Raw genomic sequence first — 23,825 nt, 5'->3', positions numbered from 1 at the left:
GCGCCGCACAATCCTCAGGACTTCTTGGCCTGCTGGTAAAGCGGCATGACTTTCGGAATCGCCGCCTGCAAGGAGGCGATCCGGCTGGCCGAAGCCGGGTGAGTGCTCATGAACTCCGGCGGCGCGCCCTCGTTCACTTTGCTCATCTTGTTCCACAGGGTGATCGCGGCGTTCGGGTCGTAGCCCGCACGGGCCGCCAGTTCCAGGCCGATCAGGTCGGCTTCGTTCTCGTTGGCCCGGCTGTTGGGCAAGGTCATGCCGTAGTTGGCCACGGTATCGGCCAGCGCCAGGGTGTCCTGGCCCAGACCGAGCAAGGCACCAGCGCCCTGCTTGGCCATTTCGATGCCATAGGCCTTGGACATCGCTTCACGGCCATGCTCGCGCAGGGCGTGGGCGATTTCATGGCCCATGATCGCGGCGATTTCATCGTCGGTGAGTTTCAGCGTGTCGATCAGCCCGGTGTAGAAAATGATCTTGCCGCCAGGACCGCAGTTGGCGTTGAGCTCATCGCTCTTGATCAGGTTGACTTCCCACTTCCACTGCGCCGAATCCGGACGGAACACCGGCGCCTGGGCGATCAGACGGGTGGCGATGGCCTGGACCCGCTTGGCGTCACGGCTGGTCTTGTCCAACACGCCCTTGCTGCCCGCCTCGCCCACGGTCTTCTGGTAAGACTGGGCGTACATCTGGTTGACCTCGTCGGTCGACAGCATGCTGAACATCCATTGCGAGCGCTCTACGCCCACTGCCCCGCCGCTGGTGGTGTTGACCGACTGACAACCACCGAGCAACAGACTGGCGCTCAGCGCACACACAACCCAAATCTTGTTCATGAGTACACTCCCTGAAAACATGGCGCGTATCGTAGGCGGTGACGGATGTTGGCGCCAGATGTAACAGGCGTGTTATCCATCATTGACCGAGTGAAATCCGATGCAGCGTTTCAACCGGGGGTCAGGCACTCCGGGGCATTGAGTTTGGGATCGTTGACCAGGTTCGCCAGCACCCGCTCGCGCAGGACGACGGGTTCGCTGGCGAGCAGTGCCTGCAGGACATGCAGCGGGGTTTGGGGGTCGAGCCAGGCTTGCTGGCCCGCCGCATCGAGAATCAATGGACGCCGCTGGCTGGCTGCCGGCTGGGTAATCACCGCCGTGCTCAACCACAGCTGTTCCTGCACCGGATAGGCTTCCCAGATGGCCGCAAAAAACAGCGACGATCCCTCGCCCGGGGTCAGCCAATACGGGCGCTTGCGGTGGGTGCCGCGCCACTCGTAAAAACCGTTGGCCGGCAGCAGGCAACGCCGCTGGCGGAAGGCCTCGCGAAACATCGGTTGTTCGGCGACGGTTTCCGCCCGGGCATGGGCCGGCGTCTTCGACAGGTCGGTCAGCCAAGGCGGTGTCAAACCCCAACGGGCACGTGCCAGCGTGCGCTCGCCGGCCTCGGCACGCAGGATCAGCACCGAAGCATTCGGCGAAATATTCCACTGCGCCTGCTGATCGGCCGGGAATCCGGGCAAGGCCGCAAACGCGGGATTCCAGCGAAACAGTGCAAAACGTCCACACATGGGGCAACACGACTCTTGATCAAACGAACGTCAGCCTAACAGACCAGCACGTCCGGGAAGCTATCCGGTTCGTCGCCGGGCATCGGCAACGCCGCATTGTACGCGGCGATCAGCTCGCGGGCGTATTGCGCCTGATCATTATCCACCGCCAGGCCCAGCAGGCCGTACACCGGCAACTCGCCCGTAGCCCCGAGCAAATCACGCCCCACCAGATGGGCTTCTATCCCCTCGCTGGCCAGCATCCCTTGCAGCAACTCCCCCTCCATCAGGTTTTCCGGCTCGTAGATGCGCTGCATAGAGGGCACTCCTCAGTCGTTTTCACTGTGAACTTCGAGCATCCACTCCCGACCGTCGGTCTGTAGCGTGAACACTATCGGCCGACAACACACCGGGCAGTCCTCGATATAGGTCTGGTCGCCCCCGGACAAATCCAGAACCGCTTCGGCGTCCTCACCACAATAAGGGCATTCATAGCGCTCGGTTTCCAGCATCACGGTCTCCCAAGTGACTTGTGCGTATAATCGCCGGTCTATTTGCAGGGCTATTTTTGTTTGAGCTGACTTTTCAGACCGTACCCTGTGTGGATTTGATCCAATCCATTACTTACCCTAGCCGTTTCTAACAAGAGAGCATGATGGGCGAATTCGATGCCATCCGACCTTACGACGACAGCGAAGTCCCAGCGGTGCTGGCACGGCTGCTGAGCGACAAGGCGTTTCTAGATATCCTCACCCACTTTCGCTTTCCGCGGTTTGCCAGCGCCCTGGGCTGGATGCTCAAACCCCTTATAGCTCATCGCCTGCGCCGTGAGTTCGCCGGTGTCTGCTCGGTTGCCGCCTTGCAGGACAAGGTCGAGTTCTATGTCGACCACACCATCGAGCGCGCCACCGATGGCGTGACCTATACCGGTGTCGAGCAATTCAAGTCCGGCAGTGCCTATCTGTTCCTGGCCAACCACCGCGACATCGTGATGGACCCGGCCTTCGTCAACTACGCGATCTACCACGCAGGCCTGCCCACGCCGCGCATCGCGATTGGCGACAACCTGCTGCAAAAGCCCTTCGTCAGCGACCTGATGCGCCTGAACAAGAGCTTCATCGTGCACCGCTCCATCAGCGGTCGCCGCGAGAAGATGGCGGCGTATCAATTGCTGTCGGCGTACATCAACCATTCGATTCGCAATGACTGCCAATCGATCTGGATCGCCCAGGCCGAAGGCCGCGCCAAGGACGGCGACGACCGTACCGAGTCGGCAATCCTCAAGATGTTCCACATGAGCCGCAAGGACGAGCCGTTTGCCGAGGTGATCCTGTCGCTGAACCTGACGCCGGTCTCGATCAGCTACGAGTACGACCCATGCGACCAGGCCAAGGCTCGCGAGCTGTACATCCGCGCCACCACCGGCAGCTACACCAAGGAGCCCGGCGAAGATGACGTGAGCATCGCCAAGGGGATTACCGGCTACAAGGGCCGGGTCCATGTGAACTTTGCCGCGCCGATCAGCGAACGGTTCGAAGACACCAAGCAATTGGCAATCGAGATGGACCGGCAGATCCTCGGCGGCTATCGCCTGTTCCCGGTGCACTACCTGGCCTACGCCCAGTGGCAGGACGCCGACCCACAATTGAACGTACCGAGTGCCGCCGAGCTGTTCCCGGCCGACGAACTGGCCAAGGCCCGGCAAGAATGGCAAGACCGCCTCACGGCTTGCCCCGAGGAGCACCGTCCGTACCTGGTGCTGCAGTACGCCACCCCCGTGCGCAACCAGTATCGGGTCAAGGCCGGGCTGCCCCTGTAGGGCTCTGCCTGCAGCAAAAACGGCGCCTTGAGCGCCGTTTTTTTATCTGGGGATCAGACCCGGGTGCTGATCCATGACACCAGCAGCGCCAGGCCCAGGCAGGCGAAACCAAACGCATAGAAGAAGCGATTCATACGCAAGGTGGCGATGCTCGCCAGATGCACCTGGTTGTCGGTATTGGCGCGCCCTGCCTGGGCGGCCAGGCTGGCGCGCGCCTGTTGCTCGCGGCGACGGGTCGAATGCAGCAGCCAACCACCCGGGCAGGCGAACAGCAGTGCAAGGAGGTTGATCAGCTTGGCGGGATGAGCGGAAAACAGCGACCAGAGTTGCAGAGACATCGTGGACCTCAATCGAAACAGGGCAAGCGCGGCGCGAATTCTACCCAAACCCGCACTGTCTGCCTGGGCTTTCCGACAAAAAACGAAACATCTGCCTGACTAATGTTCTGCGTCACGGCTTCGTCATCTAAATACGGCAGTCTGTCGCCCCTCGAAACCGACACGGAGCTTGTCATGCTGCACGCCGAAAACCAGGACCGCCTGTACCTCATCACTGCAACCGACGAACAACAGGCCCTCGTCGGCAGCCTGGCCTTCAATGTCCAGGATCGTCACTGGCTGGTGTATTGCGCCCTGGGCGGACACCAGCATGCCGACCTGCCGGAAACCGACCTGCTGACCGGGGTGAGCGTGCTGGATTTCTATTCGCAGGCGGCGTAACGGGCTGACACGGACAATAAAAAACCCGGGCCATGACTGGCTCCGGGTTTTGTAAGCGCACTACAACAACGCGTTACTCGGCCAGGATCTGACCCACGGTCGGGTCCTTGAACAGGCGGGTCAACGCATCGCTCAACACATCGCTGACCAGCTTGGTGTTGGTCTCCTGGTTCGGCGCCATGCCGAAACGCTGGTCCAGCGAGGCACCGTAGCGCCCGCTGTAACGACGGCCGGCGTTCTGCACATCGGAGCGGAAGGTCGCGCCAATGGTCGCCTCGGTCACGTACATGCCTTCCTTGGGCGACTGATACTTCAGTTCCGCCAGGGTCACCGTCAGCTGCGGGGCATTCAGCGCGTTGGCGGTCGGGGTGAAGCCCAGCAACCGCACAGCCGCTTCGGCCTGGGCCTGCAGCTTGGGCAGGATCTGCGCGCTCTGCACCGTGATCGCGCTGGTTTCAGGGTACAAGCCACCACGGGTGCCCAGGGTCGGTGACGGACGACCGTCCACCACCCGCACTACCACCGGCTGGCCACGCCCGACCGGCGCCAGCTCGAGTCGTCAGTTTCGGCTCCGGGGCGAGTTGTTGCGGGCTGTGGGCGCAGCCAACCAGGGTCAAACTGGTCACAGTGATCAAACCGAACAACAGGCGTTGCAACATGCGTTTCTCTCCAGAATCAGGCACAGACAGACGCGCAGTATAGCGGTCGGCACCGGCAGCAAACCAGCGACCCTGAACACCGGCTGAAGACTTGCGCAATGTCATCCCTGGCGACTGCTCGGTCACGGGAGTGTCATGCCACACTGCTAACTTCAACACCGTCACCGAACGAGGGCATCGCCATGCAGTTTCTCTGGTCGCTTTTCGCTCCACGCCGCACCTATCGTTACTTCGCCCGACTCGACAGCGCCGAACGCTGCCTGGCATTCAAACACTGCCAGGTGCCTCCGATGGGCGATGGCTGGGTCGAAATCAACGAGATTCGCCCCCACTGGTTGCACCAGCCACTGCCCACCAGCGCCCGTCTTAGCCCACGCATTCGTCGCCTCAGGTTGCACTCGGCACTGGCCGGCTGACCGAACGGCTAATAAAAGTCATTAAACACGACCATTTCCCTGCGTTTCTTCGCTACAATCTCCCCCCGATTATAAGGACGTCTCCTGATCGGGCCTCGCAGCACCGCTGATACCTGCGTATTGGCACCCCCGCACCGCCCACAGAGAGCCGCCCACACAGATCGAGTGAAGCTGGCGAGCTTGCTGTTTTATCTTGCAAACCACCACTTTTCGCGAATCTGCAGAGCTGTCATGACGCTCGGCCACTGAGCTGTTTGCCCGTTTTCGACGCGGGTCCGGTGCCAGGCGCAGATAGCCCTTTTTGAGGTTCACGTCTTCAAAAGAGCGTGAAAAAACGGGTTTTCACAACTTCACAAGAGTGTGGCGAGCAAATGAATAGTTTTGCGTCTGAATATGCACCATTAGCGTCTACAACAGCCCAACGACACAGGACCGGATACGCCTCGAATACCGGAGCCTGAAGCCTGTCCGCTACGGATTTGGTTGCACAAACGGACGTATCGACCATAAGTCGAATTGCCTGCCGCGCGCTGAAATGAGTTCATGGGAACCCTGAGGCCAGTAGGTAACGTCTGTCGAAGTTGCGATAAATTGCGAAGATTCGGACATGGCGATCCTGGCCATGGGTGACCTGGGGCTCTACAGAGCATGCCCCGTAACTCCTGGCAGCTATGCCGACAATTTGGTGCTGCAGATTTTGGAGACGCGTTAAATGGCGCATAACGAAGCAGTCGACGTAGTACTGGTTGGGGCCGGCATCATGAGTGCCACCCTCGCTGTACTGCTCAAAGAGCTCGACCCCGCGATCAAGCTGGAAGTCGTCGAGCTGATGGATTCCGGGGCCGCGGAGAGTTCCAACCCGTGGAACAACGCCGGTACCGGTCACGCCGGCCTGTGTGAGCTGAACTACACGCCACAGGCCGCGGACGGCAGCGTCGACATCAAGAAAGCCGTGCACATCAACACCCAGTTCGAGGTGTCGAAGCAGTTCTGGTCCTACCTGACCCGCAAAGGCACCTTCGGCTCGTCGAAATCCTTTATCAGCCCGGTCCCGCACCTGAGCTTCGTACAGGGTGACGCTGGCGTGTCGTTCCTCAAGGAACGCTTCAACGTGCTGAAAAAGCACCACGCCTTCGCCGACATGGAATACACCGAAGACAAGGCCAAGATGGCCGAGTGGATGCCCTTGATGATGCCCGGGCGTGACGCTGGCGAAACGCTCGCCGCGACCCGCGTGCTCAACGGCACCGACGTCAACTTCGGCAACCTGACCAATCAACTGCTCAAGCACCTGACCAGCGCCGGCGATGCCCAGGTCAAGTACTGCAAGCGCGTGACCGGTCTCAAGCGCAGTGCCAACGGCTGGACCGTCAGCATCAAGGACGTCAACAGCGGCAGCAGCCGTGAAGTCGACGCCAAGTTCGTGTTCCTCGGCGCCGGTGGCGCGGCCCTGCCGTTGCTGCAGGCCTCGGGTATCGAGGAAAGTAAAGGCTTCGGCGGTTTCCCGATCAGTGGCCAGTGGCTGCGTTGCGACAACCCGGAAGTGGTCAAGCATCACCAGGCCAAGGTCTACAGCCAGGCCGCGGTCGGTTCGCCGCCAATGTCGGTTCCGCACCTGGACACCCGTGTGGTCGATGGCAAGACGTCCCTGCTGTTCGGGCCATACGCCGGCTTCACCACCAAGTTCCTCAAGCACGGCTCCTTCATGGACCTGCCGCTGTCGGTACGTGCCGGTAACATCGGGCCGATGCTGGCCGTGGCCAAGAACAACATGGACCTGACCAAGTACCTGGTCAGCGAAGTGATGCAATCGATGGAGCAACGCCTGGAGTCGCTGCGTCGTTTCTACCCTGAAGCGAAAGCCGAAGACTGGCGCCTGGAAGTGGCCGGCCAACGGGTGCAGATCATCAAGAAAGACCCGAAGAAAGGCGGCGTGCTGCAGTTCGGCACCGAACTGGTCGCCGCCAAGGACGGTTCGCTGGCCGCCCTGCTCGGCGCTTCGCCAGGTGCTTCGGTGACTGTTTCGATCATGCTGGAGCTGATCGAGAAATGCTTCCCGGGCAAAGCCAAGGGCGAGTGGGCTGGCAAACTGGCGGAAATTTTCCCCGCGCGTGAAAAAGTCCTGGAAACCGACGCTGCGCTGTATCGCAAGATCAACGCGCAGAACAACGTCGCCCTGGAGCTGGTGGAAGCCAGCAGCGAGACGCCAAGCTTCGCTTGATCCTCGCCCATAAAAAACGCCCCGTTCTCATCGAGAGCGGGGCGTTTTTTATGGCGCTGACAATCTCAGCCGCGGGCTTTTTCGATCAGCTCGATGTACTCGGCGCTGTTGCGCTGATCCTTGATCACATCGACGAAAGTCTGGCCATGCTCATCCTTGCCGTCCAGGTCGTAGCCGGCTTCGACAAAGAACGTCAGGAAACGCTCGAAATCATCGATGCGCAGGCCGCGATAAGCCTTGATCAACTTGTGCTGGGACGGTGAAGTGGCGTCAACCGGTTCGAAATCGAGGAACAACTTGATCTGCTCATCGCCGATCTCGTCACCAATCACTTGCTTCTTATCTTTACGCATTGCCGACTCCAGCTCGCAGACATTTCACGGGGCAGGCAGTTTACCCCCGCCCCGCCCGATGCCTCAACGACCACGCTTCACTGCACCTGTGTGCAGGTCAGCCCAGATGTGCCCGTTGGCGTAGCTGAGGAACTGGCAATAGACCGTGTCATTGCGCAACAGGTCCAGCACCACCCGGTATTGGGCCATGGGATAAAACAGGGTGAGGGTGCGGGTAGTGGCGTCGTAGATCGGCTTTTTCAGGCTTTTGCTTTCGCCGTCGAAATTCACCAGCACCTGGCTGATGGTGGCCCCCTTGTTCAAGGGTTTGCCCTTGAGGCGAATCAGCACCGGTGAAGTCACCGGGATCGGCTGCTGATTGGACTGGCGCTGGCTACCCACCACGACCGAATACTCGGTGACCTGTAACAGTTGCTGCTGCTCGGGCGAGGTGTCACGCAGGGTCAGGTCATCGGGCGGCAGAAATTGCCCGTGCATCACCGCAGGCGCGGCCGCCAGGGGCAGGCTGAAGCTCAGCAACAGAACGGCGCAACTGCGGATCAAAAGGCTCATGACGGGCTCCGGAATGGGGCCCAGCACTGTAGCAGCTGGCGTCCGGCGACGCAGCCAGACGCAGCCTTCTCGACCCATTGAGCAACGAGTGCCTGATCAAGAAAGCTGGAGGCGCTCTGGCTTACATACCTTTAACGGCAAAAATCCCGTTGGCGTTGCGCCAGTAGCCTTTGTAGTCCATGCCGTAGCCGAAGATGTAACGGTCTACGCAAGGCAGCCCGACGAAATCGGCCTTCAGGTCCGGACGGGCCTTGCGGTCGTGATCCTTGTCGATCAGCACGGCGGTGTGCACTTTGCGGGCACCGGCGTGTTTGCAGAAGTCGATGATCGCGCCCAGGGTGTGCCCTTCATCGAGGATGTCGTCGATGATCAGCACGTCACGGTCGATGAACGAGACTTCGGGCTTGGCTTTCCAGAACAGGTCGCCGCCGCTGGTTTCGTTGCGATAGCGCGTGGCGTGCAGGTAAGAAGCTTCCAGCGGGAAGTGCAGATGGGTGAGCAACTTGCCAGAGAAGATCAGACCGCCGTTCATCACGCAGAACACCACCGGATTGCTGTCAGCCAGTTGTTCGTTGATGAGCGCACCGACACGGGCGATGGCCGCCTCGACTTCAGCTTCGGTGTACAGGCAGTCAGCCTCTCGCATGATTTGACGGATATGCTCGAGATCAGCGGACATGGTGCTCTCCAAGGGGTGGCGGATTCGGAAAAGCGAGCAAAGGTACGCATCCCGACCGGTCGAATCAAGCGTTTCTGGACTAACGTACTGAATGTCTATAGGACAACAACCCCGGATAGATTAATCTAGGCCGGTTTTTTTGCCCGCCGCCGGAGCCTTTCCCTATGCCCATCCGTGAGATCCGCCATCCGCTGATCCGACACAAACTTGGCCTTATGCGCCGCGCCGACATTAGCACGAAGAATTTCCGTGAGCTCGCTCAGGAAGTGGGTGCCCTGTTGACCTACGAGGCCACCAAGGACCTGCCCTTGGAAACCTATGACATCGAGGGCTGGTGCGGTACCGTTTCGGTCGAGAAAATCGCCGGTAAGAAAATTACCGTGGTTCCTATCCTGCGCGCCGGCATCGGCATGCTCGAAGGTGTCCTGAGCCTGATCCCAGGCGCCAAGGTCAGCGCCGTGGGCGTGGCCCGCAACGAGGAAACCCTCGAAGCGCACACCTACCTGGAGAAACTGGTTCCAGAAATCGACGAACGGCTGGCCATGATCATCGACCCGATGCTCGCCACCGGTAGCTCCATGGTTGCCACCATCGACCTGCTGAAAAAAGCCGGCTGCAAGGACATCTGCGCCATGGTCCTGGTCGCGGCCCCCGAAGGGATCGCGGCTGTCGAGAAGGCTCACCCGGACGTGACCATCTACACCGCCTCGATCGACGAAAAACTCAACGAGCACGGCTACATCATTCCTGGCCTGGGCGATGCTGGCGACAAGATCTTCGGCACCAAGCAGAAGGACGCGTGAGCATGCAGGACGAGTTCAACGACCCGCTCTGGCGCCAGATCCTGTCGGGTGCCCAGATGCTGTTCGTGGCGTTTGGCGCGCTGGTGTTGATGCCGCTGATTACCGGCCTCGACCCCAACGTCGCGCTGTTCACGGCGGGCCTGGGGACTCTGCTGTTCCAGCTCGTGACCGGGCGGCAAGTGCCGGTGTTCCTGGCGTCGAGCTTTGCCTTCATCACCCCGATCATTCTTGCCAAGGGCCAGTTCGGCCTCGCGGCAACCATGGGCGGCGTGATGGCGGCAGGTTTTGTCTACACCTTCCTGGGCCTGGCCGTGAAGATCAAGGGCACCGGTTTCATCGACCGTCTGCTGCCGCCGGTGGTGATTGGCCCGGTGATCATTTCGATCGGCCTGGCCATGGCGCCGATTGCCGCGAACATGGCCATGGGCAAGGCCGGTGACGGCAGTGAGCTGATTCCCTACCAGACGGCGATGATGATCTCGATGCCGGCGTTGCTGACCACCCTGATCGTGGCCGTGTTCGGCAAAGGCATCTTCCGCCTGGTGCCGATCATTTCCGGGGTGCTGGTGGGCTTTGGCATGGCGTTCTACTTTGGCGTCGTCGACACCGCGAAGATCGCTGCAGCGCCTTGGTTTGCCTTGCCGCACTTCACGGCACCGGAGTTCAACTGGCAGGCGATCCTGTTCATTGTCCCGGTGGCGCTGGCCCCGGCCATCGAACACATCGGCGGGGTCATCGCTGTCGGCAGCGTGACCGGTCGCGACTACCTGAAAAAACCGGGCCTGCATCGCACCCTGTTTGGCGACGGTATCGCTACCACGGCAGCCGGCATGCTCGGCGGCCCACCCAACACCACCTACGCCGAAGTGACCGGCGCGGTGATGCTGACCAAGAACTACAATCCGAAAATCATGACCTGGGCGGCGATCTTCGCCATCAGCCTGGCCTTTATCGGCAAGTTCGGTGCGCTGCTGCAAAGCATTCCAGTACCGGTGATGGGCGGGATCCTGTGCCTGTTGTTCGGCTCGATTGCCGCGGTGGGCATGAACACCATGATCCGCCACAAGATCGACCTGGGCGAAGCACGCAACCTGGTGATTGTCTCGGTCACCCTGGTGTTTGGTATCGGCGGTGTGCTGATCGGCACCGGCACCGGCCCGGATGACTTCGGCCTCAAGGGCATCGCCCTGTGCGCCATTGTCGCGATCGGGTTGAACCTGCTGTTGCCGGGCAATGACGGCTGGAAGAACAAGCAGCCGGACGAGCCGCTGCTCTAAGGGTCTTGCTGCCTGAAAGAAAGTTATTGCGGGCACCCCTTGCGCCAACAGGAACAAGGCGTGCCCGCGATGCTTTCCGGCCCTCTACAAAACCACCGGCGCCCTTTCACACAGGGTGTTCAACGCCTGCGCCCACTGCGGCTCATCGTTGAGGCACGGCACTAGCACCAACTCCTCGCCCCCCGCTTCGCGGAACTGTTCCAGGCCACGGTCACCGATCTCTTCCAGGGTTTCGATGCAGTCGGCGACAAACGCCGGGCACATCACCAAGAGTTTCTTCGCGCCACTTTTGGCCAGCTCATCGAGGCGGGCTTCGGTGTAGGGTTCGATCCACTTGGCACGCCCCAGGCGCGACTGGAATGACACCGACCACTTGCCATCCGGCAAGCCCAGGCGCTTGGCAAAGTCTGCCGCCGTGCGCAGGCATTGGGCGCGATAACAGGTGGCAATCACCTCTGCCGGCGCTGCGGCGCAGCAATCGCCACTGTTACTGCATTCAAAGCAATGACCCGGATTGAGCTTCTTCAGGTGCCGCTCCGGCAAACCGTGAAAACTCAGCAGCAGGTGGTCGTAATCCTGCTCCAGATAAGGCCGGGCGCTGGCCACCAGGGCGTCGAGGTATTCCGGCTGGTCGTAGAACGGCTGGAGAATCGCGAACTGCACCTCGAGTTTTTTCTCGCGCACCACTCGCTTGGCTTCCTCGATCACCGTGGTCACGGTGCTGTCGGCAAACTGTGGATACAACGGCGCCAGGGTGATTTTCTTGATGCCTTGGGCGGCCAGTCGAGTCAGCACCGTCTCGATCGACGGCTCGCCGTAACGCATCGCCAATTCGACCGGACCCCGGGTCCACTGCGCCGTCATGGCCTGCTGCAAACGCCGGCTGAGGACCACCAGCGGCGAGCCTTCGTCCCACCAGATCGAGGCGTAGGCATGGGCCGACTGCTCAGGGCGCTTGATCAGGATCAACGACACCAGCAGGCGCCGCACCGGCCACGGCAGGTCAATGACGTAAGGGTCCATCAGGAATTGATTGAGGTAGCTGCGCACATCCGCCACCTGAGTGGAAGCGGGCGAACCCAGGTTGACCAGGAGCAACGCGTGATCGGTCATGCAACGTCCTATTTCAAAGGCGGCTGGACAGGTCGTCCAGAGCCGCACGCAAATCAGTGAAGCGAAAGGTGAAACCTGCCGCCAGTAAACGCATCGGGGTCACCCGCTGGCCGCCCAACAGCAGCAGCGACAACTCACCAAGCCCCACCTTCAGCACGAACGATGGCAGGGGCATGAATGCTGGCCGGTGCAGGACATCGGCCAGGGTCTTGGCAAACTCGCGATTGCGCACCGGTTTTGGCGCGCAGGCATTATAAGGACCGCTGGCCATATTCTGATGCAGAAGAAAATCAATCAGCGCGATTTGATCGTCGATATGAATCCATGACATCCACTGCCGGCCATTGCCGATAGGCCCGCCCAGCCCCGCTTTGAAGGGCAGGCGCAGGCGCGACAAAAAGCCGCCCTCAGCCGACAGCACCAGCCCGGTCCGCACCAGCACTACACGCATGCCCAAGGCCTCGGCGCGTTGTGCGGTTTCTTCCCAGGCGATGCACAGCTGGCTGGCGAAGTCCTCGCTGACAGGGGGAGAATCTTCGGTCAGTTCACGCTCGCCACCATCGCCGTACCAGCCCACCGCGGACCCGGAAATCATCAACCGGGGTTTTTGCTCAAGGCTCTCCAGCCAGGCCAACAGGGTTTCGGTCAGGCTGATCCGGCTGCTCCACAGCAGCGCCTTGCGCCGATGGGTCCAGAGCCGATCGGCAATCGGCGCCCCCGCAAGGTTGATCAAAACATCCACCGGCGCCTGGCCGATCTCCTCCAGACGCGCGATGCCTCGCACCTGAGCGCCGCACAGAGTCGGCACTTTTTCCGGCTTGCGACTCCATACCGTCAGGCTGTGGCCCTGGCTCAACCAGAGTCGGCAAAGCTGGCGTCCTATCAATCCAGTACCGCCGGTCAGCAATATGTGCATGACATGTTCCTCGCGTGGCGTTTTACCTCGATCACTAGTCTATTTTTATAAGCAGGGATGTTTCGGATCGGGCAGGCTCTGTGATTAACCATAGGCCAAGCTATCAGAACGAGAACGCTGAAAGTTATACCAAAAAATATAATTGTACAGGTTTAACCCTAAGCGTAGCCTGTAGAGAAAGGTAAACGAGGCCCCTATGACTCTACCCATCGCAATTATCGGCACCGGCATCGCCGGACTTTCCGCCGCCCAGGCTCTGCAAGAGACCGGCTACGTCGTGCAACTGTTCGATAAAAGCCGTGGCAGCGGTGGGCGCATGTCGAGCAAACGCAGCGACGCCGGCGCACTCGACTTGGGGGCGCAGTATTTCACCGCCCGTGATCGGCGCTTTGTCACTGAAGTGCAGCGCTGGCAGGCCAATGGCTGGGTCGCCGAGTGGACGCCACAGCTCTACAACTTCCAGGGCGGCCAGCTCAGCCCCTCGCCGGACGAGCAGACCCGCTGGGTCGGCACGCCGCGCATGAGCGCCATTACCCGCGCCCTGATTGGCGACCTGGAGGTGCACTTCGCCTGCCGCATCACCGAGGTCTATCGAGGTGAACAGCACTGGCACCTGCAGGATGCCGAAGGCTTCACCCACGGCCCCTTCAGCCATGTGGTAATCGCCACGCCCGCGCCGCAGGCAACCGCCCTGCTGGCCTCCGCACCGAAACTCGCCGGGGTCGCCGCCGGGGTGAAAATGGACCCGACCTGGGCCGTCGCCCTGGCATTCGATATACCGCTGGATACCGCGATGGAAGGCTGCTTCGTGCAGGACAGCCCGCTCGACTGGCTGGCCCGCAACCGCAGCAAACCGGGACGCGATAACAACCTGGACACCTGGGTGCTGCACGCCACCAGCAGTTGGAGCCGGCAACACATCGACCTGTCCAAGGAGGCGGTGATCGAACAACTGCACGGCGCCTTTGCCGAACTGCTGCACAGCGCCATGCCTGCCCCGACCTTCAGCCTGGCGCATCGCTGGCTGTATGCGCGCCCTGCCAGCAGTCACGAATGGGGGGTGCTGGCGGATGCCGACCTGGGCTTGTATGTGTGCGGCGACTGGTGCCTGTCGGGCCGGGTCGAAGGCGCCTGGTTGAGTGGCCAGGAAGCCGCCCGCCGCTTGCACGAACACCTGCAGTAGCCGCCTCCTTGTAGCCGCTGGCGAAGCCTGCGTTAGGTTGCGCAGCGCCCCCGGCATTGCCAAGTCCAATGAACGTCCTGCGGCCGTTAACGCAGCCTCGTGGGCTCGACAGCTGCTACCGGAACAATCGACGTGAAAACCTATACAAAATAATTGACTTGTACACCTTACGACCTATGATCAAAACATGTTGTACAGCGAGTGACGCTTGTACAGGTTTTAATCCGAGGTCTGCCGATGTCCAGCGAATCCCCGCACAAACCGAAAATCGCCATCAGTGCCTGCCTGCTGGGCGACGAAGTGCGCTACAACGGTGGGCATAAACAATCCCAGCTCTGCAGTCGCACCCTCAGCCAATATTTCGAGTTTGTCCCGGTGTGCCCCGAAGTCGCCATCGGCCTGGGCATCCCACGCGAGCCCATTCGCCTGGTCGGCGACCTGCGACACCCTCGCGCCGTCGGCACCGTCAACCCGCAACTTGACGCAACCCAACCGCTGGCCGACTACGGCCAGCGCATGGCCGCTGAACTGACGGACCTGTGCGGTTACATCTTCATGCAAAAATCCCCCTCCTGCGGCCTGGAGCGGGTCAAGGTCTATCACGCCAACGGCAGCCCACAGGACGGTGGCGGCCGGGGTATCTATGCCGAGGCGTTTTGTGCCCGCCACCCGGACCTGCCAGTGGAAGAAGATGGTCGGCTCAACGATCCGGTGCTGCGCGAGAACTTCCTGACCCGCGTTTTCGCCTATGCCGCCTGGCAGGATTTGCTGCAACAGGGCCTCAGTCGCCGCGGCCTGACCGACTTCCACGCACGCTACAAGTACCTGCTGATGGCCCACAACCCACTGCAATACAAGGCCCTGGGCAAGCTGCTGGGCAACATGGGCCAAAGCGACCCCGCAGAACTCGGCCCGCGTTATTTCAGCCAATTGATGGCGGCCCTCAAGCAATGCGCCACCCGCGGGACCCACAGCAATGTACTGCAACACCTGAGCGGCTATTTCAAGCAGACCCTGAGCGTCGAGGACAAACAGGAAGTCCAGCACGTGATCGGCCAATACCGCCTCGGCGTCGTGCCGCTGGTGGTCCCGCTGACCTTGCTCAAGCATCACCTGCGTCACCATCCCGATCCGTACATCGCGCAACAGGTCTACCTGCAGCCGCACCCGGAAAACCTCAGCCTCAGAAATGCGATTTGAATGAACATGCCCAGTGCCAATCACGCCCATGAACCAGACACCGACTACCAGCAGGCGCTGGAGGAAGGCTGGCTGCCGATCCGTGAAGTCGCCCGCGTGACCGGCGTCAACGCCGTCACCCTGCGCGCCTGGGAGCGTCGTTACGGGCTGATCGTGCCGCAGCGCACCCCCAAGGGCCATCGGCTGTTCTCGGCCGAGCATGTGCAGCGCATCCACGACATCCTGACCTGGCTCAATCGCGGTGTGGCGGTGAGTCAGGTCAAGCAACTGCTGGACACGCCCCAGGCCTTCAGCTCGCCGGTGGAAAATGACTGGCAGGTCCTGCGGCAGAACCTGACCCAGGCCATCTGCAGCCTGGCCGAGCGCCAGGTTGATGACCTGTTCAACCAGGCCATGGCCCTGTATCCGCCACGGACCTTGTGTGAGCAACTGCTGATGCCGTTGCTGGCAGAGCTCGAACAACGCTGGCAAGGACAATTCGGCGCCCAGATGGAGCGCTCGTTTTTCTACAGCTGGCTGCGCAGCAAATTCGGTGCGCGGATCTACCACAACAACCGCCAGCTGCGTGGCGCCCCGTTGCTCCTGGTCAATCACTCCGACCTGCCGCTCGAACCCCACCTGTGGCTCTGTGCCTGGCTGATCAGCAGCGTCGATTGCCCGGTGGAAGTGTTCGACTGGCCTCTGCCGGTCGGTGAACTGGCCCTGGCGGTCGAACACCTGCAAGCGCGTGCGGTGCTGCTGTATTCGAGCAAAACCAGCAATCTGAAACAGTTGATGAAGCTGCTGAACAATGTCAGTTGCCCAACACTCATTGCCGGTCCAACGGTATCTATCCACCACGCCGAGTTGTCCGAAATCACCACCGAGATCGCTGACCTATTGCTGGCCGATGACCCCCTGTCGGCTCACCAGGTGTTGATTCAGCGAGGACTGATCTGATGCCCAGCGTGCAAGCGAACCTGCAATTGATCTGGCTGCGCAGCGACCTGCGTGTGCATGACAACACGGCCCTGAGCGCCGCCGCCAACCGCGGCCCGAGCGTCGCGGTGTATCTCTTGAGCCCCGGGCAATGGCTGGCCCATGACGACGCCCCCTGCAAAGTGGATTTCTGGCTGCGCAACCTGCGCGAACTGAGCCAGGCACTGGCCGCGCTGAACATCCCACTGCTGATCCGCAGCGCCCCGGATTGGGACGATGCACCCCGAGTGCTGGCACACCTGTGCAACGAACTGAACATCGAAGCGGTTCACGCCAACGAAGAATACGGCGTTCATGAAACCCGCCGGGATGCCGCCGTCCAACAGGCCCTCGACACCCACGGCATCCCCCTGCATCGCTATCTGGATCAGTTGCTGTTCCAGCCTGGCAGCGTACTGACCAAGACCGGTGGCTACTTCCAGGTCTTCAGCCAGTTTCGCAAAGTTTGCTACGCCCGCCTGCACGGTGCTCTGCCCCGATTGATCGTGGCACCCGGGATGCAGGCGCCGACGGGCATCGACAGCGACCCGGTCCCCGAGCAGGTGGAGGGTTTCACGCCCCCAGGCGAACCGCTTCGAGCACTCTGGCCGGCCGGTGAGGACGAGGCGCAGCGACGCCTGGAGCACTTCACCGACGCCCAGATCAACTACTACAAGGACGAACGCGACCTGCCGGCCAAACCCGGCACCAGTCAGCTGTCGGCCTATCTGGCAGCCGGGGTGCTTTCGCCCCGCCAGTGCCTGCATGCGGCGCTGCAAGCCAATCAGGGCGAGTTCGAAAGCGGCAGTGTCGGCGCGGTGACCTGGATCAACGAGCTGCTGTGGCGCGAGTTCTACAAACACATTCTGGTCGGCTATCCCCGTGTCTCCCGGCATCGCGCCTTCCGCCCGGAAACCGAGGCCCTGGCCTGGCGTGATGCGCCCGACGAGTTGGCCGCCTGGAAGGAGGCGCGCACGGGCCTGCCGATCATCGACGCCGCCATGCGCCAGTTGCTGGAAACCGGCTGGATGCACAACCGCCTGCGGATGGTGGTGGCCATGTTCCTGACCAAAAACCTGTTGATCGACTGGCGCGAAGGCGAACGCTTTTTCATGCGCCACCTGATCGACGGCGACCTGGCCGCCAACAACGGCGGCTGGCAATGGAGCGCCTCCACCGGCACCGATTCGGCGCCTTACTTCCGGATCTTCAACCCGTTGAGCCAGTCGGAAAAGTTCGACAGCGAAGGCGTATTCCTCCGGCACTGGCTGCCGGAACTGGCCGGGCTGAACAAAAAAGAGATCCACAACCCGGCCGCCATGGGCGGGTTATTTGGCGTGGCGGATTATCCGCGGCCGATCGTCAACCTCGGCCAATCGCGCGAGCGTGCGCTGGCAGCGTTCAAGAACCTGCCCCCACGCCAGGAAGCCGGAGCCCAGCATGAGTGACTTCCTGCAGCGCTTTGCCCGTGAGTTCGCGGCACTGGACAAAGACAACCTGCATCGCCTCGACGAGCTGTACAGCGAAGACGTGCACTTCACCGACCCGCTGCACGATGTGCAGGGGCTCGGCCCACTGCACCACTACTTCGCCCAGCTCTACGCCAACGTCAGCCACTTGCACTTCGACTTTCATGGTTTCGATCAAGTGGCTGAAGGCCGGGGCTATCTGCGCTGGACCATGAGCTATCGCCACCCGCGCCTGGCGGGCGGGCAATTGATCGAAGTCGAGGGCTGCTCGTTCCTGCTTTGGCGCGACCGGGTCTACCGCCACCGGGATTATTTCGATGCCGGGGCCTTGCTGTATGAACACCTACCCGTAATGGGCCGAGCCATCGGTTGGCTGAAAGGGAGAATGGGATGAGTCATGTGACCCCGCGACGATACTGGTTGACCGGCGCCAGCAGTGGCATTGGTGCGGCGTTGGCCGAACAACTGCTCAAGGCCGGCATGCACCTGGCGGTCAGTGCCCGCACGGTGGCGCCGCTCAAAGCCTTGGCCCAGCGTTATCCGGGGCAAGTGCTGGTGGTCCCCGGAGACTTGACCAACAGCCAGACTGTGCGCGAGATCGGCGAGAAGATCCAACACGACTGGGGCTCGCTGGACACCGTCATCCTCAATGCCGGCACCTGTGAGTACGTTGACGCCAAGCAGTTCGATGCCTCGATCATCGAGCATGTGGTGCGCACCAACCTGCTCGCCAGCAGCTATTGCATCGAGGCCGCCTTGCCGCTGTTGCGTGCCGGCACCGAACCTCACCTGGTGGGCATCGCCAGCTCGGTGACGTACTTGCCGCTGCCACGCGCCGAAGCCTACGGCGCATCCAAAGCCGGCCTGCGCTACCTGTTCGAATCCTTGCGCATCGACCTGGCCCCCGAGGGCATCGAGGTCACCGTGATCAGCCCTGGCTTTATTGAAACCCCGCTGACGGAAAAAAACGATTTCCCCATGCCTCTGAGTTGGCCTGCCGACAAGGCGGCCCGCTACATCGTTGAAAAACTCAAAAAGCGCCCCCTGGAGATCGCCTTCCCGGCCTTGTTCATGGCCGTGCTGTGGCCGCTGTCGAAGCTGCCTGGGCGGGTACAACTGGCGATCGGCAAACGCATGGTCAGAAGCTCCCCACCGATCAAGGATCAGCCGTGAAAATAGCCATCATCGGCAGTGGCATCTCGGGGCTGACCAGCGCTTACCTGCTGAACCGCTCGCACGAGATCACGCTATTCGAGGCCAGCGACTGGATCGGCGGCCATACCCACACGGTGCAAGTCACCGTCAACGGCCAGCGTCATGCGGTGGACACCGGTTTCATCGTGTTCAATGACTGGACCTACCCCCATTTCATCCGCTTGCTGGGAGAGCTCGGCGTGCGCTTCAAGCCCACCGAAATGAGCTTCTCGGTGCGCGACCCCGACAGTGGGCTGGAGTACAACGGCAACACCCTCAACAGCCTTTTCAGCCAGCGCAGCAACCTGCTGTCGCCGGGGTTCTGGGGCATGCTGCGCGACATTCTGCGCTTCAACCGCGAAGCCCAGCGCGACCTGGCCGAACAACGGATCGCAGAACACACCACCCTCGGTGACTACTTGCGCAGCAACGGCTATGGCAAGCGCTTCACTGAGCATTACATCGTGCCGATGGGCGCAGCGATCTGGTCAATGTCGCTGGACGACATGCTGAATTTCCCGCTGCAATTGTTCGTACGCTTTTTCAAGAACCACGGCTTGCTGTCCGTCAGCAATCGTCCGCAATGGCAGGTGATCGAAGGCGGCTCCAGTGCCTACATCGCCCCTCTGACGGCCTCCATTTCCGAGCGGATCCGCCTCAATTGCCCTGTGCACCGGGTCGAGCGCGATGAACACGGCGTGACCGTCCACAGCAAGGCCGGCATCGAGCGTTACGACAAGGTGATATTCGCCTGCCACAGCGACCAGGCGCTGCAACTGCTGGCCAAGCCGAGTAGCGTGGAGCAGTCGATTCTTGGCGCCCTGCCCTATGCAGAAAACGACGTCGTGCTGCACACGGACACCCGCTTGCTGCCCGATCGAAAACTGACCTGGGCCAGCTGGAATTTTCGCTTGGGCGCGCGCGGCCAACAGGCCGCCGTCACCTACAACATGAACATCCTGCAAGGCCTGCAAAGCGACGCGACGCTGTGTGTCAGCCTCAATCAGCGCGCGCAGATCGACCCGCTCAAAGTGCTGGCCCAATACACCTACGCCCACCCTCAATACAGCCTCGCGGCAGTGGCCGCGCAAGCACGCTGGGAAGAACTCGACGGTGCGCAGCACACCTGGTATTGCGGCGCCTACTGGGCCAACGGCTTTCATGAGGACGGGGTGGTCAGCGCCTTGCGCGTCGCCCGCTCGCTGGGCGAACGGCTATGAACAGCGCCCTTTACAGCGGCTGGATCAGCCACCGGCGATTTGCCCCTAAACATCATGCGTTCCGCTACCGGATCGGCCTGCTGTACCTGGACCTCGATGAACAGGACGCCGTGCTTGGCCTGTCTCCATTGGCCGGCAGCAGTCGTTTCGCGCCTTTCTCTTTTCGTCAAAGCGATTACCTGAAGGCCTATACCGGCAAGGGCATGCCACTGATCGACGCGGTACGACAGCAGGTCGCCCTCGTCATCGGCCACGCCCCCCAGGGCTCGATCTGCCTGCTGACCCAGGCACGCAGTTGGGGGCTGTCGTTCAACCCGGTGAGCTTCTTCTACTGCCATGAGACCGACGGCCAACTGGCGGCGATTCTGTGTGAGGTCACCAATACGCCCTGGGGCGAGCACTATCACTACGTGTTACCGGCCAGGGCCACGATTGATTCGAACGACAGGCACCAGCACTTTGCCGTGGCCAAGGCCTTTCATGTCTCACCGTTTCTGCCGCGCGATCTGGAATACCGCATGAGTTTCAGCCCCGCCGCACACAGGCTCGGCGTGCACATGGCCGACTGGCAGGGCGAACTGAAACTGTTCGACGCCACGCTCAATCTGCAACGCGAAACCCTCGATCGCCACAGCCTGCACCGCTACCTGCGGCGCTTCCCGTGGATGACGGCGAAAACCTGCCTGGCGATTTACTGGCAAGCCTTTCGCCTGTTGCTCAAACGCACACCGATTTTTGCTCATCAGGCTGCCGACGGCAGCTTTCAAAGCGCAATTGTTCCCCCCAAGGATCGCCGTCATGAAATCTCCTAGTATTTCGGCCAAGGCCAACCTGCTCAGTACGCACGGGTTGAGCGGCTCACTGTTGCGCCGTGGCGTATTGCGGCAATTGGCGCACCTGAAAAACGGCCAACTGCTGGTCATCGAAGAGGGCGAGCGGCATCTGTTTGGCAGTGCGGGCAGCCCGCTGCTGGGAGAGATCCACATCCTTGATGCGGCAGCCTGGGGCCTGGTGGCCAGCAATGGTTCGATTGGTGCGGGCGAAGCGTTTATCCATGGCTACTGGAGCTCCCCGGACCTGACCGCCGTGGTGCGCGTCTTCGTCAGTAACCTTGAGGTGCTCGACGCACTGGAGGGTGGGCTGGCGAGACTCGGTCGGCCTCTGGTTCGCGCACTGCACTGGCTCAATCGCAACACGCGCAAGGGTTCGCAAAAAAACATTGCTGCCCACTACGACCTGGGCAACGAGTTGTTCGAACAGTTTCTCGACCCGACCATGATGTACTCGGCCGCCCAGTTTCGCAGCGCCGACGACAGCCTCGAGCAGGCGCAGCTCAACAAACTCGAACGCATTTGCCAGAAGCTCGACCTCAAGGCCAGCGATCACCTGCTGGAGATCGGCACCGGCTGGGGCAGCATGGCGCTGTACGCGGCGCAGCATTATGGCTGTCAGGTAACGACCACCACCCTGTCCAAAGAGCAGTACGATTTCACCGCGCAACGCATTGAGGCGCTTGGGCTGCACGCTCAGGTCACGCTGTTGCTCAAGGACTATCGCGACCTCACAGGGCAGTACGACAAACTGGTGTCGATCGAGATGATTGAAGCGGTAGGCCATCGCTTCCTGCCGACCTATTTCAAACAATGCGCCCATCTACTCAAAAGCAACGGCCTGATGCTGTTGCAAGCCATCACCATTCGCGAGCAACGTTACGAGCAGGCCAGGAATGGGGTGGACTTCATCCAGCGCTATATCTTCCCCGGCGGTGCCCTGCCCTGTGTACAAAAGATGCTGGAAATCGTCAGCCGCGATACCGACATGAACCTGTTGCACATGGAAGACTTCGGCCTGCACTACGCGCGAACCCTGCGTTTGTGGCATGAGAATTTTCGCCGCGCCCATGGCCGCTTGAGCGAATTGGGCTACGACGAATACTTCCTGCGCCTCTGGGAGTTCTACCTGTGCTACTGCGAAGGTGGCTTTCTGGAACGCACCATCGGCACCGCGCAACTGCTTCTGGCCAAACCCGCGGCCATGCCACAACCGCTGCTCGGACGCTTCGATGCTTGAGCGCCTGGCCAATGCCGTGCTGTTTCAGCTCGGCTGGTTCGCGTGTGTACTCGGAGGGGATAGCCTCTGGCTACTAATCCCGGTGGCTGTGTTGTTGATTCACCACCTGTGGATAAGTCGCCCAGGCCAGGACAGCCGACTGATACTCTGGGTGGTGCTGCTGGGTATTGCGGTGGACAGTTCGTTGCGGGGCCTGGGCGTAATGGAGTTCCAGCACGCCGCGGCGTTGATTCCGCTGTGGCTGATCATGCTGTGGGCTTTGCTGGCCACGACCCTGCGTCATTGCCTGCGCTGGAGCGCCCGCCCCTGGTGGCTGGCCAGTGTCACCGGCGCTGTGGGTGGACCGCTGTCGTACTACGCAGGCGGGCAGTTGGCCGGCGTACAGTTTCCGATGGGAGTGTGGCCAACGCTGATCGGGTTCGCGGTGCTATGGGCGTTGTTGTTTCCCTTGCTCCACCTGATGGCCCGGCGCCTGCCCCACTGAGCGTCCGTCAGCACTTTCACACAGCCGCAGTCAGCTGCCTTACACTGGCGCCCATGAACACCATTCCCCTCACCGAAATCATCGACCCGGCGGCCACCTGCTCGACCTGCGCGGCCTGCTGCTGCCAGCTCGAAGTGATGCTGATCACCGACACCGGCGTGCCTGATCGCTTTATCGACACCGACGATTGGGGTGGGGAGGTCATGCTGCGCCTGGATGACGGCTGGTGCGCGGCGCTGGATCGCGACACGATGATGTGCACCATCTACGAAAAACGCCCGTTGATATGCCGGGAGTTCGAGATGGGGGCGCCAGAGTGCATTGAAGAGCGCCGGGGGATTGCGACGGCGTATCGGTGAGTCCGACTTCGCTGGCAAACCAGCCCCCACAGGGCGCTCTGTGACGTCGCAGGCACTGGCCTGCCAGCGATGCGCTTGATCCTACAACGCCATGGTGTAATGCAACGCGTAACTCTCGACACCGTCATTCGGGCTGCTGATCCCGGCGTTGGAGTAATGGATGGCGCGTATCCCCACTTCATGTCCACCCGCAAAACGCAGGCCGGCGCCGAAGCGGTCCTCGAACTGGAAGGCCGAGCCGAGTTTGTTGTCCTCCACTTCGGTGTGGGCAAAAACCGCCACCCCAACCCCCACTTCCAGATAAGGCCTGACCGATTCCCCGGCGAATTCATACACCAGCACCGGCGAGAACGACAGGCTGTGGTTGCTTGCCGTCTTGTCACCGTCCCAGAAGGTGTAGGCCCCGTCCCAGTAGCCCGTCAAACGCCCCACTTCGCTCTGCCACCAGCTTTTGTCCCATTCAGACTGCAGCCCCAGGCGGTAAGTCATGGTCGAGTCACTGGTTTGCCCGACTGAAAACTCGATACCCGCCGCTTGTGCGCTGTAACCATGCCCCAACAATACGGCCGCAAGCGCAGCCAGACAGAACACTCGCTTCATAGGAAACATCCTTTTTATG

At 61.3% G+C, this 23,825-nt stretch carries 28 protein-coding genes and 1 pseudogene; 17 read left to right on the top strand and 12 right to left on the bottom strand.

What is annotated here, in order from left to right:
• Positions 1-14: 14 nt before the first annotated feature.
• From Q1W70_RS14800 to Q1W70_RS14785, 4 genes are all read right to left on the bottom strand, one after another.
• Positions 15-833, bottom strand: coding sequence for a M48 family metallopeptidase (locus Q1W70_RS14800; RefSeq protein WP_166589746.1), 819 nt, complete (start codon positions 831-833; stop codon positions 15-17).
• A 110-nt stretch (positions 834-943) separates the two neighbouring features.
• Complete coding sequence (locus Q1W70_RS14795; RefSeq protein WP_166589747.1) at positions 944-1,564, bottom strand: SOS response-associated peptidase; 621 nt, start codon at positions 1,562-1,564, stop codon at positions 944-946.
• A 35-nt stretch (positions 1,565-1,599) separates the two neighbouring features.
• Positions 1,600-1,860 (bottom strand): putative signal transducing protein, encoded by a 261-nt coding sequence (locus tag Q1W70_RS14790; protein ID WP_166589748.1) that lies wholly within the window; start codon positions 1,858-1,860, stop codon positions 1,600-1,602.
• Between the two features lie 12 nt (positions 1,861-1,872).
• A complete protein-coding gene (locus Q1W70_RS14785) occupies positions 1,873-2,055 on the bottom strand; it encodes a CPXCG motif-containing cysteine-rich protein (RefSeq protein WP_166589749.1) in 183 nt (60 codons plus the stop codon).
• Positions 2,056-2,195: 140 nt separating this feature from the next.
• On the opposite strand from Q1W70_RS14785, the gene Q1W70_RS14780 reads away from it, so the two are divergent.
• Positions 2,196-3,362 (top strand): 1-acyl-sn-glycerol-3-phosphate acyltransferase, encoded by a 1,167-nt coding sequence (locus Q1W70_RS14780; RefSeq protein ID WP_182342275.1) that lies wholly within the window; start codon positions 2,196-2,198, stop codon positions 3,360-3,362.
• A 53-nt stretch (positions 3,363-3,415) separates the two neighbouring features.
• Here the strand turns inward: Q1W70_RS14780 and Q1W70_RS14775 are convergent, their stop codons facing one another.
• Positions 3,416-3,700: a hypothetical protein gene (locus Q1W70_RS14775; protein ID WP_166589751.1), complete on the bottom strand. Its 285-nt coding sequence runs from the start codon at positions 3,698-3,700 to the stop codon at positions 3,416-3,418.
• Between the two features lie 174 nt (positions 3,701-3,874).
• On the opposite strand from Q1W70_RS14775, the gene Q1W70_RS14770 reads away from it, so the two are divergent.
• Positions 3,875-4,081, top strand: a complete 207-nt coding sequence (locus Q1W70_RS14770) for a hypothetical protein (RefSeq protein ID WP_166589752.1) — start codon at positions 3,875-3,877, stop codon at positions 4,079-4,081.
• A 73-nt stretch (positions 4,082-4,154) separates the two neighbouring features.
• Here Q1W70_RS14770 and Q1W70_RS14765 read toward each other — a convergent pair.
• A pseudogene (locus tag Q1W70_RS14765) lies at positions 4,155-4,740 on the bottom strand (YajG family lipoprotein).
• Between the two features lie 182 nt (positions 4,741-4,922).
• Here Q1W70_RS14765 and Q1W70_RS14760 point away from each other — a divergent pair.
• Both Q1W70_RS14760 and mqo read left to right on the top strand, forming a co-directional pair.
• Positions 4,923-5,156 (top strand): hypothetical protein, encoded by a 234-nt coding sequence (locus tag Q1W70_RS14760; RefSeq protein ID WP_166589754.1) that lies wholly within the window; start codon positions 4,923-4,925, stop codon positions 5,154-5,156.
• Between the two features lie 712 nt (positions 5,157-5,868).
• Positions 5,869-7,377, top strand: a complete 1,509-nt coding sequence (gene mqo, locus Q1W70_RS14755; protein WP_166589755.1) for a malate dehydrogenase (quinone) — start codon at positions 5,869-5,871, stop codon at positions 7,375-7,377.
• 65 nt (positions 7,378-7,442) lie between these two features.
• Here the strand turns inward: mqo and Q1W70_RS14750 are convergent, their stop codons facing one another.
• From Q1W70_RS14750 to Q1W70_RS14740, 3 genes are all read right to left on the bottom strand, one after another.
• Positions 7,443-7,730, bottom strand: a complete 288-nt coding sequence (locus tag Q1W70_RS14750) for a PA4642 family protein (protein WP_166589756.1) — start codon at positions 7,728-7,730, stop codon at positions 7,443-7,445.
• 63 nt (positions 7,731-7,793) lie between these two features.
• Positions 7,794-8,282: a hypothetical protein gene (locus Q1W70_RS14745; protein WP_182342278.1), complete on the bottom strand. Its 489-nt coding sequence runs from the start codon at positions 8,280-8,282 to the stop codon at positions 7,794-7,796.
• 121 nt (positions 8,283-8,403) lie between these two features.
• Entirely contained in the window at positions 8,404-8,961 is a 558-nt protein-coding gene (locus tag Q1W70_RS14740) for a hypoxanthine-guanine phosphoribosyltransferase (RefSeq protein ID WP_166589758.1), read from the bottom strand.
• A 164-nt stretch (positions 8,962-9,125) separates the two neighbouring features.
• On the opposite strand from Q1W70_RS14740, the gene upp reads away from it, so the two are divergent.
• Together upp and Q1W70_RS14730 are read left to right on the top strand one after the other, a co-directional pair.
• Positions 9,126-9,764 carry a uracil phosphoribosyltransferase gene (gene upp, locus Q1W70_RS14735; RefSeq protein ID WP_095168992.1) on the top strand — a complete coding sequence of 213 codons (639 nt, stop codon included), beginning with the start codon at positions 9,126-9,128 and terminating at the stop codon, positions 9,762-9,764.
• Positions 9,765-9,766: 2 nt separating this feature from the next.
• Positions 9,767-11,041: a uracil-xanthine permease family protein gene (locus tag Q1W70_RS14730; protein WP_166589759.1), complete on the top strand. Its 1,275-nt coding sequence runs from the start codon at positions 9,767-9,769 to the stop codon at positions 11,039-11,041.
• 84 nt (positions 11,042-11,125) lie between these two features.
• Here Q1W70_RS14730 and hemH read toward each other — a convergent pair whose 3' ends face one another.
• Together hemH and Q1W70_RS14720 are read right to left on the bottom strand one after the other, a co-directional pair.
• Complete coding sequence (gene hemH / locus Q1W70_RS14725) at positions 11,126-12,154, bottom strand: ferrochelatase (RefSeq protein WP_166589760.1); 1,029 nt, start codon at positions 12,152-12,154, stop codon at positions 11,126-11,128.
• Between the two features lie 13 nt (positions 12,155-12,167).
• The gene (locus Q1W70_RS14720; RefSeq protein ID WP_166589761.1) at positions 12,168-13,070 is read right to left on the bottom strand and encodes a TIGR01777 family oxidoreductase; all 903 of its coding nucleotides are present in this window, start codon (positions 13,068-13,070) and stop codon (positions 12,168-12,170) included.
• A gap of 196 nt (positions 13,071-13,266) precedes the next feature.
• Between Q1W70_RS14720 and Q1W70_RS14715 the strand changes: the two genes are divergently transcribed.
• The 11 genes from Q1W70_RS14715 (at position 13,267) to Q1W70_RS14665 (ending at position 23,206) form a co-directional block, all read left to right on the top strand.
• The gene (locus tag Q1W70_RS14715; RefSeq protein WP_166589762.1) at positions 13,267-14,253 is read left to right on the top strand and encodes an NAD(P)/FAD-dependent oxidoreductase; all 987 of its coding nucleotides are present in this window, start codon (positions 13,267-13,269) and stop codon (positions 14,251-14,253) included.
• Between the two features lie 237 nt (positions 14,254-14,490).
• Complete coding sequence (locus Q1W70_RS14710; protein ID WP_166589763.1) at positions 14,491-15,453, top strand: YbgA family protein; 963 nt, start codon at positions 14,491-14,493, stop codon at positions 15,451-15,453.
• Positions 15,454-16,392 carry a MerR family transcriptional regulator gene (locus Q1W70_RS14705; protein WP_166589764.1) on the top strand — a complete coding sequence of 313 codons (939 nt, stop codon included), beginning with the start codon at positions 15,454-15,456 and terminating at the stop codon, positions 16,390-16,392.
• 20 nt (positions 16,393-16,412) lie between these two features.
• Positions 16,413-17,858 (top strand): deoxyribodipyrimidine photo-lyase, encoded by a 1,446-nt coding sequence (phrB, locus tag Q1W70_RS14700; RefSeq protein WP_302098892.1) that lies wholly within the window; start codon positions 16,413-16,415, stop codon positions 17,856-17,858.
• Positions 17,851-18,273 carry a nuclear transport factor 2 family protein gene (locus Q1W70_RS14695; RefSeq protein WP_302097481.1) on the top strand — a complete coding sequence of 141 codons (423 nt, stop codon included), beginning with the start codon at positions 17,851-17,853 and terminating at the stop codon, positions 18,271-18,273. The genes phrB and Q1W70_RS14695 overlap by 8 nt, the downstream gene beginning before the upstream one ends.
• Entirely contained in the window at positions 18,270-19,052 is a 783-nt protein-coding gene (locus tag Q1W70_RS14690) for an SDR family NAD(P)-dependent oxidoreductase (RefSeq protein WP_182342293.1), read from the top strand. The genes Q1W70_RS14695 and Q1W70_RS14690 overlap by 4 nt, the downstream gene beginning before the upstream one ends.
• Positions 19,049-20,293, top strand: coding sequence for an NAD(P)/FAD-dependent oxidoreductase (locus tag Q1W70_RS14685; protein ID WP_265536792.1), 1,245 nt, complete (start codon positions 19,049-19,051; stop codon positions 20,291-20,293). The genes Q1W70_RS14690 and Q1W70_RS14685 overlap by 4 nt, the downstream gene beginning before the upstream one ends.
• Entirely contained in the window at positions 20,290-21,105 is an 816-nt protein-coding gene (locus tag Q1W70_RS14680; RefSeq protein WP_265536793.1) for a DUF1365 domain-containing protein, read from the top strand. The genes Q1W70_RS14685 and Q1W70_RS14680 overlap by 4 nt, the downstream gene beginning before the upstream one ends.
• Positions 21,092-22,363, top strand: coding sequence for an SAM-dependent methyltransferase (locus Q1W70_RS14675; RefSeq protein ID WP_166589770.1), 1,272 nt, complete (start codon positions 21,092-21,094; stop codon positions 22,361-22,363). The genes Q1W70_RS14680 and Q1W70_RS14675 overlap by 14 nt, the downstream gene beginning before the upstream one ends.
• Entirely contained in the window at positions 22,356-22,847 is a 492-nt protein-coding gene (locus Q1W70_RS14670; RefSeq protein WP_302097479.1) for a DUF2878 domain-containing protein, read from the top strand. The genes Q1W70_RS14675 and Q1W70_RS14670 overlap by 8 nt, the downstream gene beginning before the upstream one ends.
• Before the next feature lie 53 nt (positions 22,848-22,900).
• Entirely contained in the window at positions 22,901-23,206 is a 306-nt protein-coding gene (locus Q1W70_RS14665; protein ID WP_166589772.1) for a YkgJ family cysteine cluster protein, read from the top strand.
• An 81-nt stretch (positions 23,207-23,287) separates the two neighbouring features.
• Here the strand turns inward: Q1W70_RS14665 and Q1W70_RS14660 are convergent, their stop codons facing one another.
• Entirely contained in the window at positions 23,288-23,806 is a 519-nt protein-coding gene (locus Q1W70_RS14660) for an acyloxyacyl hydrolase (protein ID WP_166589773.1), read from the bottom strand.
• Between the last annotated feature and the right edge of the window lie 19 nt (positions 23,807-23,825).

Source organism: Pseudomonas kielensis (assembly GCF_030505375.1).
Lineage (GTDB): Bacteria > Pseudomonadota > Gammaproteobacteria > Pseudomonadales > Pseudomonadaceae > Aquipseudomonas > Aquipseudomonas kielensis.
The sequence above is the reverse complement of the archived record's forward strand: the minus strand, read 5'-3'. Positions and strand labels throughout refer to the sequence as shown.